The sequence below is a fragment of the Sediminibacterium sp. FW305-C-49 genome (genome assembly GCF_058231085.1).
Map to the genome: position 1 here is coordinate 1,556,081 of NZ_JBIQXS010000001.1, position 18,086 is coordinate 1,574,166.

Sequence of the window (18,086 nt, forward strand, 5' to 3'; positions counted from 1 at the left end):
CTGATGGACTTTTTTATTGAATAAGATAAATGCTATCTGATTTGTCCTCTTACAATACCATTGGGTCTGTTAGTTGAATGCACATTTACATACAATGCATCTGTTTTAATAGCCGTTAAAATAGCCGTAGCAGGTGTAAATATTTTCGTTACACCAAAATCTGCTGAACTGGCACACAAACCAATTAATACACCACCATTGGTACCTGCAGCGCCTGTGTGAATATGACCAGCCGTTAATGCATCACCAGCTTCTACATTGGTTACAGTGATTTTGCTGTATAATTTATTGTCAGCTGTAATTCTGAGTAAGGCAGTACCTGTAGCAGTAGTGGTTACAGCAGGAACTTCATTTGCACCCGTTAATGTTACACTCGATGCAAAAGTTACGCCATTGAAAACCTGTCCGCGAATAATACCTGATGGTGCCTGTGATGAGTGAAAGTTCAGGTAAATATCAGCAGTACCATTCATCAGTGTATCCAGGAAACTCGTACGTAAATTGGTGAGCTTTGATTTAATGGTACTTCCGGTAATGGTTGGATTAAGATCAACCACTACACCACCATTGGTTACAGGATCACCTACGTGAAAGTGGCCTGCAGTTATATTGTCTCCTGATGCAAGACTATTAACAGTTACATCAACAGTGACAGAATTATCACTAAAAATTTTCACCGATGCAGAACCGGTTTCTGTTCTGCCTGCAGGCTGTGGATTTTCATTGGCAGCAGACAATGCTACCGTAATTTCTTTTACCATGGTAGGCGCAGGCGCCTGGTTGTCTTTTTTACAGGAAACGGCAAGTAATGCAATAGCAAAACAGCCAGATACAATTATCTTTTTCATTTTCAAGGTTGTTATGGTGATTGATTCGGTTTACAACCTATATACGGGAGTTCTTTAAGTATAGTTGTCTGAGCGAGAATTTTTTTAGCATCAACAGCATTTGTTGATGTTTGGCGATGCATTGTACTGCAGATGCTCCACAAGAAAGCCTCTTGATTGATAGTATTGAAAAGAGAAGAGGAGCTATAGCCCATAATTCATAGCTATAACTCCTCTTCATATATAATATCAGATATCAAATCTGCGATCTGACATCTAACATCAAAAAATCCTCCTAGTATTTCGCCGGTGTACCAGGCTTAGGAATGCTCTTCTTGATAAACTTCCTCAAATTATCATTGCTTTTCTCCAGGTCTTCTTTACGCAGGTACATCATGTGTCCGCTGCGGTAACCTTCCCAGCTCATGCGGTCTTTGAGGCGACCACTGGGGTCCATCTGCCATAAATTGTATTGTGCATTGAAATAATCGCAGGCACCATCGTAATAACCAGACTGTACCAGTACATGCAGAAATGGATTTTCTGCCATAGCGGTGCGCAGGTTATCACCTGTTCTGTCGTTGGTACGATCCCAGGGGTTTACCGGTCCGAATACATAATAGCGGTTATCGGTTTTGTATTTCAGTTCTTCACGTAAATACATATTGATGGCGGGAGTGAAGGAATGTTCCCATGAGAGTAACTCTGAATTATAATCGGGCGATTCACCTGCATCTTTTTTATCGATGCCTTTGTAACGTGAATCCAAACGTCCAACTGTGAAACCCTGTTCACGTAATAATTCTTTCCAGAATAAATTGGTAGCCACATCAAGGTTATTCTGCAGGATCACTTTTTCACTGATGCCTGAGTAACGGGCCATCTTAGCAGCAATCTCTTTGCGTTTGGCATCATCGAGCAACCATCCTTTGTTGATGGCAGGTACCAGTTCATTCATGGTAAATGCTTCCACTTCGGGTAACATATCGGTCAGGTCTTTTTTCTGCAGATCGGCTGGTAATTTCTTATGGTACCAGGCTGTTGCTGCATAATATGGTAAACGCAGTGCAGCGGCTTCTCTCGGACTTCTTTCAATACCCAGTGTGGTGGGTGAAACAAGAATTACACCGTTGAGGAACATCCAGTGTGCGTTCTGCAGTTCGAGTGCCAGACCTGACACACGTGTGGTACCATAGCTTTCACCAATGAGGTATTTGGGAGATGCCCAGCGGTTCATACGGGTAACAAAAGTGTTGATCCATTCTGCGAGGTACTGCACATCGGCACGTACACCAAAGAAGCGGGTGGTGGGAATGTCTTTGCTGATGGGGCGCGAGAAACCGGTGTTAACGGGGTCTACATACACTACATCGGCAATATCTAAAATAGAATGCGGGTTGTCTTTCATGCCATAAGGCTGCACTGGATAACCTTCATCATCAACATTGAGTATACGTGGTCCTGTATAACCAATCTGCATCCATAAAGCGGCCGTACCGGGTCCACCATTGAAAGAGATGAGCAGTGGACGTGTGGTTTTGTCTTTTACATCGGTGCGTTCATAATAGGTAAAAAATACACCGGCTTCAATTTTGCCATCCTTATCCCAAACGGGCATGGTGCCTACTGTGGCTTTATAGGGAACACGCACCCCTTTAATGGTAGCTTCATGTTCCGTTACAACGGTGGCATCGGGATTGAATGGAATATTGAAGGAAGCTAATTTCGGATCACTGGAACCGGAAGAGGAAGCTGTAGTAGGAGGAGCTCCACCGCCAGGGTTTCCACCAGTGGGGCGTTGAGCAAAGAGCCCTGTTGCTATACAAAGCGCAACACAGCCAAGCATGAGTTTTTTCATAATAAGCAGATAATTGGTGTGATGAATAAGGTCGAATATAAAAGTAAGCGCTGAATTATGTGCAAAAAATAGGTGTTTGGCTGAGCAGAAAGGTGAAAAGGTGATGTTTTACCACAGAGTTACACGGAGGGTTTAAAATAAATTAGGCTATTGGTTTGTAGTTATACCTCTGTGTAACTCCGTGTCTGACTCCGAGTAACTCTGTGGTTAAAAAATACCACGTGACAAAAGTCATATTAATAATGCCCGGGCAATCATACCTTGTACCTATAATTTAAATCTTTCTATATGAAAACAAACATGGGAAATGCCGACAGGGTAATCAGGGTGATACTGGCACTTGTATTTGCCACCCTTTATTTTACCGGAACAGTAACAGGTACCTGGGGAACAGTTTTAGTGGTGCTGGGAGGTGTGTTTATGGCCACTTCTGTTATTGGTTTTTGTCCACTGTACACCCTGGTGGGGTTGAATACCTGTGGGAATAAGAAATAAGGAATAAGAAACATGAAATAAGAAAGTAAAGGAGTATTCCACTTCCTGATTTCTTATTTCATGTTCCTTATTAAATAGTCGTTTTCCGTATTACAATGTAAAAAACCGTCAAGTCGTAGAGACTCAAAAGCCCCCGTCAACCTGTCATCTACCATATATCATGGATTAGGTACTGTAATCTATCTTCTGCTCCTGTAACTTTTTTATTGAAGGATATTTGTTTTACTACTTTACCGTTTAATAAAAGAGAAAATCTACATGCAGGTTACAAGGAAAAAAACGATCGTTTTACTGGTTGGTCTTCTAATGGCTTCCACCTCTTTGCTGGCGCAGCAATACAATATCATCGTAAAAGTATCCGACGAAAAACAGTTGCCCATTGAAGGCGCTGTGGTGGAACTGTTTGAAAAAGATAAGAAAAACGGTACGGCTGTGAGTAAGAAAAATGGGGAAGCTGTTATTGGCAATGTAAAAGCGGGTACCTACGAAATTGCCACTTCCTTTACCGGGTATGAACCACAACGAATTAAAAATGTAGTGGTGAACAATGCAGATACTTACCTTGATGTTAAACTAAAAGCTGTTGTTACAGAACTCGCACAGGTTACCGTACAGTCTTCCAAACCCTTTATTCAGCGTGAACAGGGTAAGCTGATTGTAAATCCGGATGCATCACCCACCAATAACGGAACTACTGTGGTGGAACTGCTGGAAAAATCGCCGGGTGTAATGATAGACCGTAACAATGGTATCAGTTTAAGAAATAAATCGGGAGTGCTGGTATTGATTGATGATAAGCCTACTTACCTGCAGGGAGCCGATTTAATCAGTCTGCTCAGTTCCATGAATACTTCGCAGGTTGAAAAAATAGAATTGATCACAAGTCCGTCTGCCAAATACGATGCAGCCGGTAATTCAGGTATCATCAATATCAAAACAAAGAAGATAAAACAGATCGGGTTTAATGGTAACCTTACCATGGCTGCGGCAATGGGGATGCATCCGCGTACCAATAATTCTCTTTTACTCAACTACAGAAAAAATAAATGGAGTCATTATTTCTCCTATGGTATCAACTATGCCAAAACAAGAATGCCCATCTATGCACTGCGCACTTATTTTGATGCAGCGAGATCACCTGTCGCCATTCTTGAACAGCCTACTTTTTTCAATAACTCGAACCTGAATAATACCATTAAATACGGAACTGAATTTGCGGCAACCGATAAACTCAGTTTTGTATTCTCCTTCTCAGGTTCACTCATCAACCGTAAAGCCCGTAATACAGCTACTGCTGACTGGTTATCGCCATCCAGAACCATCGATTCTTCTATATATACGTCTTCTAATTCGGAGAACAGGTTTACGACCGGTGCCATTAGTATCGGCTCGCGACATAAACTTTCCAAAACACAACAACTGACCATCGATGCCGATGCGGCACGATACGATTTAAACAACGAACAATATTTCCAGAGCGACCGGCCCGGTGCACAGGGTTATACCATTGGCACATTGGGTAATATTCCTTCCTTCATCAAAATATTTTCTGTGAACAGTAATTATACACAGGATATGGGAAAAAACGGGAAGCTGGAAGCAGGTGTTAAAACTTCGAAGATCGATACCGACAATGATGCCGGTTATGCAGTGAGCATTAACAACGGTTTATGGCGACCAGACTATGCGAAGAGTAACCATTTTGTGTATGGTGAAAAAATACATGCTGCATTTGGCATGTATGAACAAAAGTTTAAGAGGCTCACATTACAGGCAGGCCTACGTTATGAATACACACATTACGACGCACAGCAACTGGGTAATATTGTGGTAAAGGATTCTTCGTTCAGCAGAAATTATGATGGGTTCTTTCCATCGGGTTTTGTTACCTGGGAAACAGACTCAATACATACATTTTCATTCTCTGTAAGCCGCCGTATTGACCGTCCCAATTTTCAGCGACTCAATCCATTTGTAAACATTATCAATAAATACACACTCGAAAGAGGCAATCCTTTTTTCAGACCACAGTTTACCTGGAACTTTGAATTATCGCACCAGTATAAACAGTTGCTGCATACAACGTTCTCTTATTCACTTATCAAAGACTATTTCTCGCAGTTGTTCCTGACCGATCCTGATGGTACGCTGGTATACACACAGGGTAATGTAGGGCGTATGCACAACTATACTTTTTCAACCATGCTTACCATTAAACCCGCCAAATGGTGGTCGTTGAATACAGAAGCTATTTATACCTATAAAAAACTGATTGGTTATGTGTGGAATAATTATCGCTCCAATGTTTCACAACTTACACTGAACATGAACAACCAGTTTCGCATCAGTAAAAAAATAACTGGTGAAATCTCGGGTTCATATACAGGTCGATCACGTAACGATTTACAGGAACTGTTATACCCATTTGGTCAATTAAATGCCGGCTTATCGATGCCGGTAATGAAAAACAATGGCACACTGCGCTTTTCTGCCCGCGATATTTTTAAAACAAACTGGATGGAAGGGCTGACTGATTTTAAAGATGCAGAAGAATACTTTATTGTAAGACGAGACAGCCGTGTGTTCACATTATCCTTCTCCTATCGCTTCGGCAAAAACAGCAAAACAACCCGCCAGAAATCCGCTACAGAAGAAATGCGAAGAGTGGAACTGTAGGAATAAGAAATAAGGAATATGAAATAAGAAATCAGGAAGTGGAATACTCCTTTACTTCCTGATTTCTTATTTCATATTCCTTATTTCTTATTTCCTCTCCTCCTATCCCCAGACATCCGGATGCTTTGCAAAATAGGGGAGTGCAAAACATCCGGAAATGCCGGTGATGATTTCGATGCCCAGGGTGAGTCCTCTGGCGCTGGCCGGCATAGGATCGCCTGTGGGCATCATATTAGGACCGAGGGGAATAAATGCTACAATGGTGATAAGACATAAACAAAGCAAGGTATAGAGTATCGCTCCTTTTTTGAGGTACTCCACCATGGCGGCATATACAATACCTGCCGCAATTAATGTAGGAATGGTGAAATAAATAATGGAATTGATATTTACCCATTCGGCAAATTCATATCCGGTGATCTTTCGGTATACAAGATCAAAAGCAAGGTTAATTACTGTGGTGCCGATGCCCACAAATAATCCACCCAATATGCCACGTGTGGCCATACTGTACTGGTAAGGGGAAGTTCCGGTTTCCATATCGAAAGGTTTTAATGTTGTAAAAACGGTAATACCTCATGCGATCGGAAAAAGCCTGGCGATGATAAGACCTGTTGTTCTATAAATTTCGGAAGAATAATTGGTATTTGCAATGCCTTTTACAACAGCATCCCGATCCGTTTTATTTTCCGGATCGGGATGCATGGTAAATCAATCATTTAGGCCGCTCAGAACTGGAAATAAATAAATGATCCGCTGCTTTCCTGGCTCAATATCAACAGGATCAGCATACCCGACCATATGATGCCCAGTAACCAGGCGGGCATTTTGGCAATAGCCTGTAAAACGCTTGTATTTCGCATCCGCCAATGAAATAATACCATAAGCATAATCACGCTGCTTACGGCAATCATATCAAGAGAAGACAATACAACCATACTGTCTTTTACGGTAGAGAACATGGATACCAGCATGCGCCATGCTCCTGTAAAATCCGGTGCTCTGAAGAACACCCATGTTACATTGATGAGAAAAAATACCAACATGGCTTTTACAAACCCAAGCGGCATCATTGTCTGGCTGTTTACTATGGGAGCAGCTACCATTTCAGGATGTCTTTTTTTCGCCATATCCTGTATCAGTTTCTCGATACATAAGTATAAACCATGAAGGGCACCCCAAACTACAAACGTCCAGTTGGCGCCGTGCCACAGTCCTCCCAGTAACATGGTGATCATGAGGTTGATATAAGTACGTACCGGGCCTTTTCTGTTTCCTCCCAGCGGAATATAGAGATAGTCTCTGAGCCAGGCCGATAGGGTAATATGCCATCTTCGCCAGAAATCAGAAAAGCCGGTAGCTGCATATGGGTATTTAAAATTTTCGGGCAGGCTAAAACCCATACAGGCGGCTACACCAATGGCGCAAGTAGAGTATCCCGCAAAATCGAAAAATATCTGTCCGGAAAATGCAAGAACGCCGAGCCATGCATCAATGGTCTGCAATGATTGCTGTGCACCGAAAACCCTGTCAGCCGGTGATGCCAGCATGCCATCTGCCAGTACCACTTTCATGAATAGTCCCAGCGATAACAGAAAGAGTCCCTGGTAAATCTGAAGAGTCGTTGCTTTTTTAGGAGATTCGAATTGTGGAACAAGTTGCGGTGGTCTTACAATGGGTCCCGCAACCAGGTGCGGAAAAAAAGTAACAAACAGAGAGAAATCCAACAGCGATTTCACGGGTTTACTTTCTTTCTTATACATGTCGATGGTATAACAAAGTGTGGTAAACGTATAAAAAGAAATACCTGCGGGAAGAATGATATTAGGTTTGGCGGGATGATACTCAAAGCCTAATGCATTTACAGCCAGTACAAAATTATCCAACAGAAATCCTCCATACTTGAAGAAGCAAAGCATGCCCAGATTTCCGATCAGGCTTACTACCAGCAGTAATTTCTTTTTGGCTTTATTTTCCTGTGTGTATAAAGCGCGTCCAACAAAAAAATCAACGACGGTTGATAACCAGAGTAATAAAATAAATGGCGGGTTCCAGGCAGCATAAAAAAGATAACTGCCCAGCAATAAAATAACTTTTCTCGATTTCCAGGAAACGGGCAGATTGTAAAGACCCATCATCACCAGAAAGAATACGATAAATGTATATGAGTTGAAAACCATACAGTTTTTGTTAAGGGGTTATAATTTAGTTGAGCGGGCTGTTCCTGTTTTTATACGGGAAGCTCCAGCCTTTTTCTGTTTCGAGCACTTTCACCAGGTTCCTGGTATAGATGATGGCATCTTCAGGTGACAGGTGCGAATCTTCAGGACAGATTAATTGTTGCTCTTTATAGTCCATGAAATGAATGCCTGGTGCACCAGTCATTTGAAGTATCCTGTTCCAGAATTGTTCTCTGGGAAATACCTGTTGTTCTATCTGAAGAAAAGTTCCACTGGAGGGTGTTCTTACAAATAGCACTTTACCACCCCTGGCTGTAATTTTTTGTACATCCTGTTGAATAACGGTGAAGATGGAATCGATTGATTTTTTGGTAGGTGGTGGTTGCGCTGCAGCGATTCTGCTGTAAAAGGCCCAGATATTTTTTACACTGTCCTGTATCTTCCTTTCCTTCAAAAATTTAGCAGACATTCTGTTTTGCCGGTTAAAATCTATCCTGCCAAAGTCAATGGGAAAATAGGGTTCAGTCATGATACCTTTTCTTTCAGTAAGAGGTATTCTTTTGAGCAGTGCTTTGAGAGAAAAATAATCACGTTCCAGAAAAACCAGTTGCGATTCGAGCACTCTGTTTACCTGGAAGCTGAATTTTTGGGCGGGGGTAATGTCTTTGTAATAGCTGAGTGCCTTTTTTGCCAATCCCATTTCATCGCCATTGGGAGAGAACATCAGCATTTCTGTTACATCAATGATCAGTTTGCCTTTGAAGAGACTGTCCTGGGCAAGATGATCAAGTGTAGGCATGGGCGAAGTGCCTTCAAATGCAAGCTGGATGGCTTTTTCACCTGTGAGCGATTCCCAGGTGGCAATATCCAGATCATACTTATTCCGGGAAGAGCCGATGAATACAGTGGCACGGTCCTGTGGTAAATTGGTCATGGAACGTTTGTCTGACCAAAGCTCTGGGCCATCATCATAAGAAATGCCGATACCGGTTGATCGTAAATAAACTTCCCAGGAAATAAGAAAAAGAAGAACAATGGCGCATGCCAATAGCAAGGCATTACGCATGGGCGTGTGTTTCATGTTGCAGTTAGTGGGTTATAGTTGAACATCTAGTTGAATCAGATGATTCTTCCGGATGTTGTAATCAAAAATGATCCAGTTTATTATGCACGCCTCTGTTCAGCACAACAAAATAACCTGAATATCTGATACTTGCAAATGGCAGAATAGATTATAATAAAGAAGCTGATGGGTTAAGCTTTGCTGTTTAGAACAGTTTTTTCGACGATGCCGGGGAAGTGATGATGTTCCAGTTTGTGAATCTTTTGTGCAAGGGTATCGGGAGTATCTTCTGCTGTAACAGTACAGCGGACCTGGAAAATTGGTTCACCCTCATCAAATTTTTCATTTACATAATGAATGGTAATACCACTTTCTTTTTCTCCGGCAGCAATAACAGCTTCATGAACATGCATACCGTACATGCCTTTACCGCCGTATTTGGGTAAGAGGGCCGGGTGAATATTGATGATGCGGTTGGGATAGGCATCTATCAGTGCCACAGGAACTTTCCAGAGAAAACCAGCCAATACAATAAAATCGATACCGCTGCGGTATTTAATTTCATCTACATAGGCATTGCCGCGGAAGAACCGCTCTTTTTCAGTCATTAATACCGGAACATTATGAGAAGCCGCAACCTGAATGACACCGGCCCCCGGTTTATTGCAAACCACCAAGGCAACCTGGATGGAGGAATGATTTTTTAGATGGAGTATGATCTTTTCTGCATTGGAGCCGGCACCAGAAGCGAAAAGGGCTATTTTGATTTGGGGATGTCGGATGTCGGATGTTGGATTGGGGGGCAGTCCATGGTCCATGGTCGATGGTCCATGGACTGTTTTCTCGTTTTTTCCATCTTCCCTTTCATCATTGACCATTGACGATTGACCATTCACCCTCCGCCACATTTTCGCCAGATAATTCCGGAAAAAAGGGAACTGCCCCATGGGAATGCTCACCAGCAAAACACAAGCGGGCCAGATAATGGTTACCAGTAGTATATATATAAGATAATAAAGAACTCCTTTTTCAAGGGAACTGAGTCCCATCAGGCGTTTGCCTGTGTAGCCACAGAGACTGCCGCCAAGGGCAAAAGTGGTAAAAACCAGGGTAAACCGGGGCCAGTTTAAGCCCCATTTCTCTTTCAGGCGACGAAACATGGCTCAAAAATGCGATAAAAAGGGCAGGAAAATAGCGATAGCTGATTTTTTAGCCACAGATTCACAGATTTCTTTTTTAATCTGTGAATCTGTGGCTTGTTTATAACATTGTCTGCTTGCATGAAGATCAATTTTATGATTTTGAAGTTCATTCAATGAATTTGTTTAAAAGTATGACATTAGTCATGTCATATATGTGCCAATCCGCTGAAACTCAAGCCTGGTAAGGATAAAAAAAATTCCACAAGGTTTGGTTTTTGTCAGCATCGTGTCATATTTTTGCAGCCGTTCACGGATATTTTTCCACACCAAGAACCACGTTTGTGAATATGATATCTTTTAGACGCATAACCAAGACCTGCCTGCTTAGTGCACTCCTTTTCTTGGGTTTTTCAACAGTGAATACAGTATCGGCACAAGATGGTAAAGCCCTCTTTACAACGAATTGTGCATCCTGTCATAATGTACATAAGGAATCAACAGGTCCAGCCCTTGCCGGTGTGGAAGACCGTTGGCCCAATAAAGCCAATCTCTATTCCTGGATCAGGAACAGTGCCGGTTTCCTGAAAACAGGCGACAAATACGCAAACGATCTGTACGTTAAATACAATAAGGTTGCGATGAACCAGTTTCCCAGTCTGACTGATGAGGAAATCGGTGCCATCCTTACTTATATCAATTCAGTACCTGCTCCAGGTGCTGCCGGAGCTGCTGGTGCTGCTGGTGATCCAAATGCTGCAGCCGCTTCTGAAAGCGACAATACCTTATTATTTGGTATCCTCACCCTGATCCTGGCTGTGGTAGCCCTGATTCTGTTGCAGGTGAATGCCAATCTGAAGAAACTGGCCGATGAGCGTGAAGGTCACTCTCCTGTTGAGCCGGTTCCTTTCTGGAGAAACAAGAGTTATATCGCCATGATCACGGTTATCCTGTTTGTGGTAGGTGGTTACCTTACTTCAAAAGGCGCTATGGCATTGGGTCGTAGTAAAGACTACCAGCCTGAACAGCCTATTTATTATTCGCATAAAGTGCATGCGGGTATCAACCAGATCAACTGTCAGTATTGCCATACCGGTGTTTACCAGGGCAAACAGGCTACCATTCCTTCTGTGAATGTGTGTATGAACTGTCACATGTCGATCAATGAGTATGCTGGTGAAAAAATCTACAATGAAGCCGGCGAAGAAGTGAATGGTACTGCTGAAATCCAGAAATTATACAAATATGCAGGCTTTGAACCCGGTAAACCCTGGGATCCTTCCAAAGCAAAACCAATTGAGTGGGTTCGTATTCATAACCTGCCCGACCACGTATACTTTAACCACGCACAACACGTAAAAGCAGGTAAAGTAGAATGTCAGACCTGTCATGGTGAGATCCAGAAAATGGGTGAAGTGAAACAGTTCAGTGACCTGAGCATGGGCTGGTGTATCAACTGTCACCGCGAAACACAGGTACAGTTTAAAGACAATGGTTTCTATAGCATTTACGAGAAATATCACCAGGACCTGAAGAGCGGAAAAATGGATAGTACCAAAGGTGTTACCGTAGAAGCGATTGGCGGAACTGAGTGTCAGAAATGCCATTATTAATTTGAAAATTTGAGAATTTGAAAATTTGAAAATGAAACAGGTTCAGATTTTCAAAACCTTCGGTTTTTAAAATAATAATCATTAAGTAAGCAGTGAAAAATGAAGATTGTGGGTTGAAAATTTGAAAATTTTCAAATCCTCAAATTTTCAAATTGACATATTGAAATTGTAACGAAAGAAAATTTGTTTAAGCGGAAATAATCCATTTCCAAATTTTCAAATTTTCAAATTTTCAAATTAACAAGATGGAAAAAAAGTACTGGCAAAGTTTTGGAGAGCTGAATCAGTCTGAGGCTTACAATAAAGAGGTAAAAGACGAGTTTAAGGAAGAATTGCCTTTTGTAGCCGATGAAAGCAAGAGTTTCATGGAAACTGCTGCGCCCCGCAGAGACTTCCTGAAATACCTGGGTTTCAGCACGGCTGCTGCTGCGGTAGCGGCTAGTTGTGAAATGCCGGTAAAGAAAGCCATTCCTTTTGCCAATAAACCGGAAGATATTGTTCCCGGTATCTCCAATTACTATGCTACCACTTATGTTCAGGATGGTGATGTAGTAAGCATACTGGCTAAAGTTCGTGATGGTCGTCCCATTAAAATTGAAGGTAACGACATGAGTCCTGTAACAAAAGGTGGTACATCTGCCCGCGTTCAGGCTGCTGTGTTGGATTTATATGATACTGCCCGTTTACGTTTCCCTACCATCGATGGAAAGGAAGTAACCTTTGAAGCAGTTGACAAAGCAGTTGCTGCTGGTATCGGTGGTACGGTGGTAATTCTTACCAGTACCATTACTTCTCCATCTACCAAAGCAGTAATAGCTGAATTTCTTGCCAAATATCCTGGTAGCCGCCATGTAACGTATGATGCTGTTTCTTACAGCGCTATGATTCAGGCCAATGAAGCTACTTATGGTGTTCGTGGTATTCCTTCCTATCATTTCGAAAATGCAAAAGCAATCGTGAGTCTGGGTGCCGATTTCCTCGGAACCTGGCTGAGCCCGGTTGAATTTGCCAAACAATACGCTACCGGTAAAAAAATCGACGAGAAGAATCCAACTATGAGTAAGCATATTCATTTTGAATCTGTTGCTTCTCTCACTGGTTCCAACGCCGATGAAAAATATTTACACCGTCCATCTGAAACAGGTGCTATTGCTGCTGCTTTATTGAGTGCGGTAAATGGTCAGGGTGTAGCTGGTATCAGCGATGCCAAACTGAAAGCTGGTATTGAAAAAGCTGCCAAAGCATTGAATGAAAACAAAGGTGCTGCATTGGTAGTAGCCGGCAGCAATGATGTAAATGTTCAGATCATTGTAAACGCCATCAATAATGCCATCGGTGCAGGTGGTTCTACCATTAACTGGGGTGTACTCGATCACCAGCGTGCTGGTGTGGATGCTGATTTTGTAAAGCTGGTTGAAGACATGAATGCAGGTGCGGTAAATACCCTACTGGTTTATGGTGCCAACCCTGCTTATACCTGGTATGATGCGGAGAAATTCAAAGCCGGACTTAAAAAAGTAAAAACAACGGTTTCATTTGCTGCTAAAGTGGATGAAACGGCTGAACTGTGTAAGATTGTAGCGCCTGATCATCATTTCCTCGAAAGCTGGGGTGATGCAGAAGCAAAAACAGGTCATTTCTCTTTTATTCAGCCTACTATCTATCCTTTATTCAAAACCCGTCAGTGGCAAGACAGCCTGCTGAAATGGAGTGGTAATACATCTGATTATCTCGCTTACCTGAAAAATTTCTGGAGCGCTAAACTGGGCGGACAGTCTGGTTGGGATAAAGCCCTGCAGGATGGTGTCATCAGCATCGGTGAATCAGCTACCAAGCCTGGAACCTTTAATGGTGCTTCGGTAACTGCTGCTGTAACTGCTGCCACTTCCGGTAAGAAAGGTGGTAAATATGAACTGGTACTCTACGAAAAAGTAGGTATCGGTGCTGGTCAGGGTGCATCGAATCCATGGTTACAGGAATTACCTGATCCGGTTACACGTGCTACCTGGGATAACTATGTAATTGTTTCGCCTGCACTGGCAAGAGCGATTCTGGATATTGACCTGAACAATGGCGGTCAGGCGGATGCTTATGAAGTAAATCCTCCTAAAAAAGTAGTAAAAGTTACGGCAGGTGGTAAAGAAATTTCATTGCCTGTATTGATTATACCCGGTACACATCCTGATACCATTGGTATCGCCGTAGGATATGGCCGTAGCAATAATATTGGTAAAGCTGCAGCAGGTGTTGGTAAGAATGCTTTCCCGCTGGCATCACTCAGCAATGGTGTGGTAAGCTATAGCAACACTAGTGTTGAAGTAACTGTAACAGGAGAGAAATATCCTGTAGCCTTAACACAAACACATAATCGTTACGATACCACTCAGGGTAACCGTACCGAGGTAATGAAAGAACTCACACTGGCCGATTATAAAAAACATCCAACCGAAATCCGCGAAGAGCGTGACCATGAATTAAAACCATGGGGCGGACTGGAGAAATTTGAAAGCCAGGGCACCATTTATCCTGTGTACGACAGACCAGGGATCAAATGGGGGATGAGTGTTGACCTGAATACCTGTAATGGTTGTGGTGCCTGCGTTGTAGCATGTAATGCAGAGAACAACGTTTCAGTGGTAGGTAAACCGGAAGTATTACGTGGCCATGAAATGCATTGGTTACGTATTGATAAATATTTCAGTGGCGATATGGATAACCCGAATGTGGTGTTCCAGCCATTGATGTGTCAGCATTGCGACAATGCTCCCTGTGAGAACGTTTGTCCGGTAGCTGCAACCAACCACAGTTCAGAAGGTATTAACCAGATGACTTATAACCGTTGTATCGGTACAAGATATTGTGCGAACAACTGTCCATATAAAGTACGTCGTTTTAACTGGGCTGATTATACCGGATCAGATAGTTTCGGTAATAACCAGGTTGGTGAAGTAAATGATGTGGTGCTGAATATGAATGATGACCTCACCCGCATGGTATTGAATCCGGATGTAACCGTTCGTTCACGTGGTGTGATTGAAAAATGTTCATTCTGTGTACAGCGTTTACAGGAAAGCAAACTGAAAGCGAAGAAAGACAGCAGACCATTGGTAGACAGCGATATCAAAGTAGCATGTCAGCAGGCATGTCCAACCAACGCTATCACATTTGGTAATGCGAATGATAAACACAGCGCCATTACCATGGTGAGAACCGAGAATCCGAACCGTCAGTTTTATGTGCTGGAGCAACTGCACGTATTACCAGGTGTTACTTACTTAGCCAAAGTGCGTAATACAGAATCGGCTCATGGTGGTGAAGGAAAGCATGAAGCTAAGAAAGAAGCGGAACACGCATAGCGTGAATGGTCAATGGTGAATGGTCAATGTATATTCACCATTCACCACTCACCATTGACAAAAGTTACAATAAACGCATGAGCCACTAACCCTGGCCCATGGACCAAAAAAAGACCAGATGCATTTAAAGTACGAATCACAGCTCAGGGAACCGTTGGTGTACGGTGACAAAAATTACCACCAGGTAACCGAAGACATCGTAAGGCCAATTGAAGCCAAGCCGACCAAATTGTGGTATATCGGCTTCTATATTTCTGTTGCCCTATTGTTGTTTGGTGTGTATAGTGTGTACCGTGAGGTTACTTATGGTATTGGACAGTGGAACCTGAACAAAACCATCGGCTGGGGTTGGGATATCACCAACTTCGTATGGTGGGTAGGTATTGGTCACGCAGGTACCCTGATTTCTGCGATCCTGTTGCTGTTCCGTCAGGGATGGAGAACAGGGGTGAACCGTGCTGCTGAAGCCATGACCATCTTTGCGGTAATGTGTGCGGGTCAGTTCCCCATCTTCCACATGGGTCGTGTTTGGATGGCTTTCTTCGTACTTCCTTATCCTAACACACGTGGTCCTTTATGGGTAAACTTTAACTCACCACTGTTGTGGGACGTATTTGCGATCTCAACTTATTTTACCGTATCTCTTTTATTCTGGTACTCTGGTCTGATTCCTGACTTTGCAACCGTTCGTGACCGTGCTTTTACCAAGTTACGTAAGCGTTTATATGGTATTGCATCTTTCGGCTGGACTGGTTCTACCAAACACTGGCAGCGTCATGAGAGTCTTTCGCTGGTACTGGCCGGTTTGAGTACACCACTGGTACTTTCGGTACACACGATTGTATCATTCGACTTCGCCACATCAGTTATTCCCGGATGGCATACGACCATCTTCCCGCCATACTTCGTTGCGGGTGCCATCTTCTCCGGTTTTGCGATGGTACAAACACTGATGGTAATCGTACGTAAGGTATTCCAGATGGAAGACTATGTTACGATTGGTCACATTGAGGCGATGAATAAAGTAATTGTATTAACAGGTTCTATAGTAGGTGTGGCCTATCTCACGGAGTTATTCATGGGATGGTACAGCCAGAACAAATATGAAGGATATACCTTCTGGTACAGCCGTGCTTACCTGTTCAGTCCTTATGGCTGGAGCTACTGGGGTATGATGGCCTGTAACGTGTTGAGTCCACAGATTTTCTGGTTCCGTAAAATGAGAAGAAACCTGTTTGTTACTTTCTTCATGAGTATCATCGTGAACATTGGTATGTGGTTCGAGCGTTTTGTAATCATCGTTACTTCATTGTATCGCGATTACCTCCCATCAAGCTGGTCTGTGTATTACAGTCCTACCATCTGGGAAATTGGTTTCTATGCAGGAACATTCGGTTTATTCTTTACCTGCTTCTTCCTCTTCGCAAAATACTTCCCTGTAATTGCGATAGCAGAGATTAAGTATGTACTGAAAACAACTGGTGAAGGATATAAAAACAAAATGGGCAATATTGAAGAGCAGAAGCTCGAAGATTTTGTTCACGATCAGGCGCACCACTAGCCCCCAACCCCCTCAAGGGGGTGTAGGGTAGTAAAATAATTGTAAACCAAAATTTCCCCTTTAGGGGATCAAGGGGTATGGCAAAAAAGAAATTCGTAGTAGGCTGTTTTGATGATGAAGCAGTATTGTTTCCTGCGGTGAAGAAAGTTCGCACGTCGGGTTACAAGATTCATGATGTGTACACACCATTTGCGGTACACGGACTTGATCATGCACTGGGAATGAGAGAAACCAGTTTGCATACTGCAGGTTTTATCTATGGTATCACCGGTACCACTACAGCCCTGAGTTGCATCAGTTGGATTTTTACACTCGACTGGCCGCTGAATATTGGTGGTAAACCACATTTTGCTTTACCAGCCTGGGTACCCATCATATTCGAGTTAACGGTATTGTTTGCCGCCGTAGGTATGGTGCTTACATTCTGTTATCTCTGCCAGCTCGCTCCTTTTGTAAAAAAACACCATTTCCATGCCCGCGCAACAGATGACCTGTTTGTGATGGTAATTGAATGTACTGATAAGACCAATGTAGATGACCTGAAAGCATTCCTGAGTAGCAATGGTGCTGTTGAAACAGATGTTCAGGTGGCGGAAGAAGGCTGGTGGTTAGGTCGTTACGACAAAGAAGAAATGATGTTTGAAAACAAAGAAATCGTTGCTGCTTAATTTTTGAATACTAAGAAGATGAAGAAATTACTGATCATAGCTGTTGCTGCCACTGCTACAACGATTGTAGCCTGTAGCGATGTAAAGCGTACACCGGGTACTATTTATATGCCCGATATGGCATACAGCCGCGCGTATGAAACTTATGCAGATCATAGCAATCTGGCAGAGAAAGGAATCCATTATACAGCAATGCCTGTTGAAGGAACCATGCCAAGAGGTGCTGAAATGCCTTTTCATATTGCCAAAGATGCACCGGGTGATACCACCAATTATTATGCATCACGTCAGGTGCCTAACCCGGTTGATTCTATGAGTGAAACAGAAACCAAAGAAGCTGAACGTTTGTATCAGATCAATTGCGGTATCTGTCATGGTAATAAACTGGATGGTAATGGCCCATTGTATAAAGGTGGCGACGGTCCTTATGCAGCAAAACCTGCTACATTGGTTGGCGATGCCAAATATGAATCAATGCCTGATGGACAAATGTTTTATTCAGTGGCGTATGGTAAAAACATGATGGGTTCTTATGCCTCTCAGTTAAGCCGTCAGCAACGCTGGATGGTAATTAAATACATCAAGAACAAACAAAAAGAAGCAAAAGCAGCGGCTACATCTGCTCCTGCAGCAACAAAATAAATAGTATT

The 18,086-nt window shown here is 42.8% G+C and carries 13 protein-coding genes; 7 read left to right on the forward strand and 6 right to left on the reverse strand.

The genetic code is table 11. The features are described 5' to 3' along the window. Positions 1 to 32 precede the first annotated feature (32 nt). Complete coding sequence (locus ACH3Z1_RS06590) at positions 33 to 848, reverse strand: CHRD domain-containing protein (protein ID WP_490821076.1); 816 nt, start codon at positions 846 to 848, stop codon at positions 33 to 35. Positions 849 to 1,122: 274 nt separating this feature from the next. Then, positions 1,123 to 2,685, reverse strand: coding sequence for a S10 family peptidase (locus ACH3Z1_RS06595; protein ID WP_490821077.1), 1,563 nt, complete (start codon positions 2,683 to 2,685; stop codon positions 1,123 to 1,125). Between the two features lie 288 nt (positions 2,686 to 2,973). Between ACH3Z1_RS06595 and ACH3Z1_RS06600 the strand changes: the two genes are divergently transcribed. Together ACH3Z1_RS06600 and ACH3Z1_RS06605 are read left to right on the forward strand one after the other, a co-directional pair. After that, positions 2,974 to 3,180: a YgaP family membrane protein gene (locus tag ACH3Z1_RS06600; protein WP_490821078.1), complete on the forward strand. Its 207-nt coding sequence runs from the start codon at positions 2,974 to 2,976 to the stop codon at positions 3,178 to 3,180. Positions 3,181 to 3,438: 258 nt separating this feature from the next. Next, positions 3,439 to 5,856: a TonB-dependent receptor gene (locus ACH3Z1_RS06605; RefSeq protein WP_490821079.1), complete on the forward strand. Its 2,418-nt coding sequence runs from the start codon at positions 3,439 to 3,441 to the stop codon at positions 5,854 to 5,856. A gap of 102 nt (positions 5,857 to 5,958) precedes the next feature. Here ACH3Z1_RS06605 and ACH3Z1_RS06610 read toward each other — a convergent pair whose 3' ends face one another. The 4 genes from ACH3Z1_RS06610 to purN form a co-directional block, all read right to left on the reverse strand. After that, the gene (locus ACH3Z1_RS06610; protein WP_490821080.1) at positions 5,959 to 6,396 is read right to left on the reverse strand and encodes a hypothetical protein; all 438 of its coding nucleotides are present in this window, start codon (positions 6,394 to 6,396) and stop codon (positions 5,959 to 5,961) included. A gap of 188 nt (positions 6,397 to 6,584) precedes the next feature. Beyond that, on the reverse strand, positions 6,585 to 8,036 hold the full coding sequence (locus ACH3Z1_RS06615; RefSeq protein ID WP_490821081.1) for an MBOAT family O-acyltransferase: 1,452 nt from the start codon (positions 8,034 to 8,036) through the stop codon (positions 6,585 to 6,587). A 25-nt stretch (positions 8,037 to 8,061) separates the two neighbouring features. After that, positions 8,062 to 9,117, reverse strand: coding sequence for a hypothetical protein (locus tag ACH3Z1_RS06620; protein WP_490821082.1), 1,056 nt, complete (start codon positions 9,115 to 9,117; stop codon positions 8,062 to 8,064). 173 nt (positions 9,118 to 9,290) lie between these two features. Then, positions 9,291 to 10,259, reverse strand: a complete 969-nt coding sequence (gene purN, locus ACH3Z1_RS06625; protein ID WP_490821083.1) for a phosphoribosylglycinamide formyltransferase — start codon at positions 10,257 to 10,259, stop codon at positions 9,291 to 9,293. 383 nt (positions 10,260 to 10,642) lie between these two features. Between purN and ACH3Z1_RS06630 the strand changes: the two genes are divergently transcribed. From ACH3Z1_RS06630 to ACH3Z1_RS06650, 5 genes are all read left to right on the forward strand, one after another. Further along, positions 10,643 to 11,851: a c-type cytochrome gene (locus tag ACH3Z1_RS06630; RefSeq protein ID WP_490821084.1), complete on the forward strand. Its 1,209-nt coding sequence runs from the start codon at positions 10,643 to 10,645 to the stop codon at positions 11,849 to 11,851. Positions 11,852 to 12,096: 245 nt separating this feature from the next. Beyond that, the gene (locus ACH3Z1_RS06635) at positions 12,097 to 15,207 is read left to right on the forward strand and encodes a TAT-variant-translocated molybdopterin oxidoreductase (protein WP_490821085.1); all 3,111 of its coding nucleotides are present in this window, start codon (positions 12,097 to 12,099) and stop codon (positions 15,205 to 15,207) included. 118 nt (positions 15,208 to 15,325) lie between these two features. Further along, positions 15,326 to 16,768, forward strand: coding sequence for an NrfD/PsrC family molybdoenzyme membrane anchor subunit (gene nrfD / locus ACH3Z1_RS06640; RefSeq protein WP_490821086.1), 1,443 nt, complete (start codon positions 15,326 to 15,328; stop codon positions 16,766 to 16,768). Between the two features lie 77 nt (positions 16,769 to 16,845). After that, positions 16,846 to 17,436 (forward strand): DUF3341 domain-containing protein, encoded by a 591-nt coding sequence (locus ACH3Z1_RS06645; RefSeq protein ID WP_490821087.1) that lies wholly within the window; start codon positions 16,846 to 16,848, stop codon positions 17,434 to 17,436. Between the two features lie 18 nt (positions 17,437 to 17,454). After that, positions 17,455 to 18,078, forward strand: coding sequence for a c-type cytochrome (locus tag ACH3Z1_RS06650; protein ID WP_490821088.1), 624 nt, complete (start codon positions 17,455 to 17,457; stop codon positions 18,076 to 18,078). Positions 18,079 to 18,086: the final 8 nt, after the last annotated feature.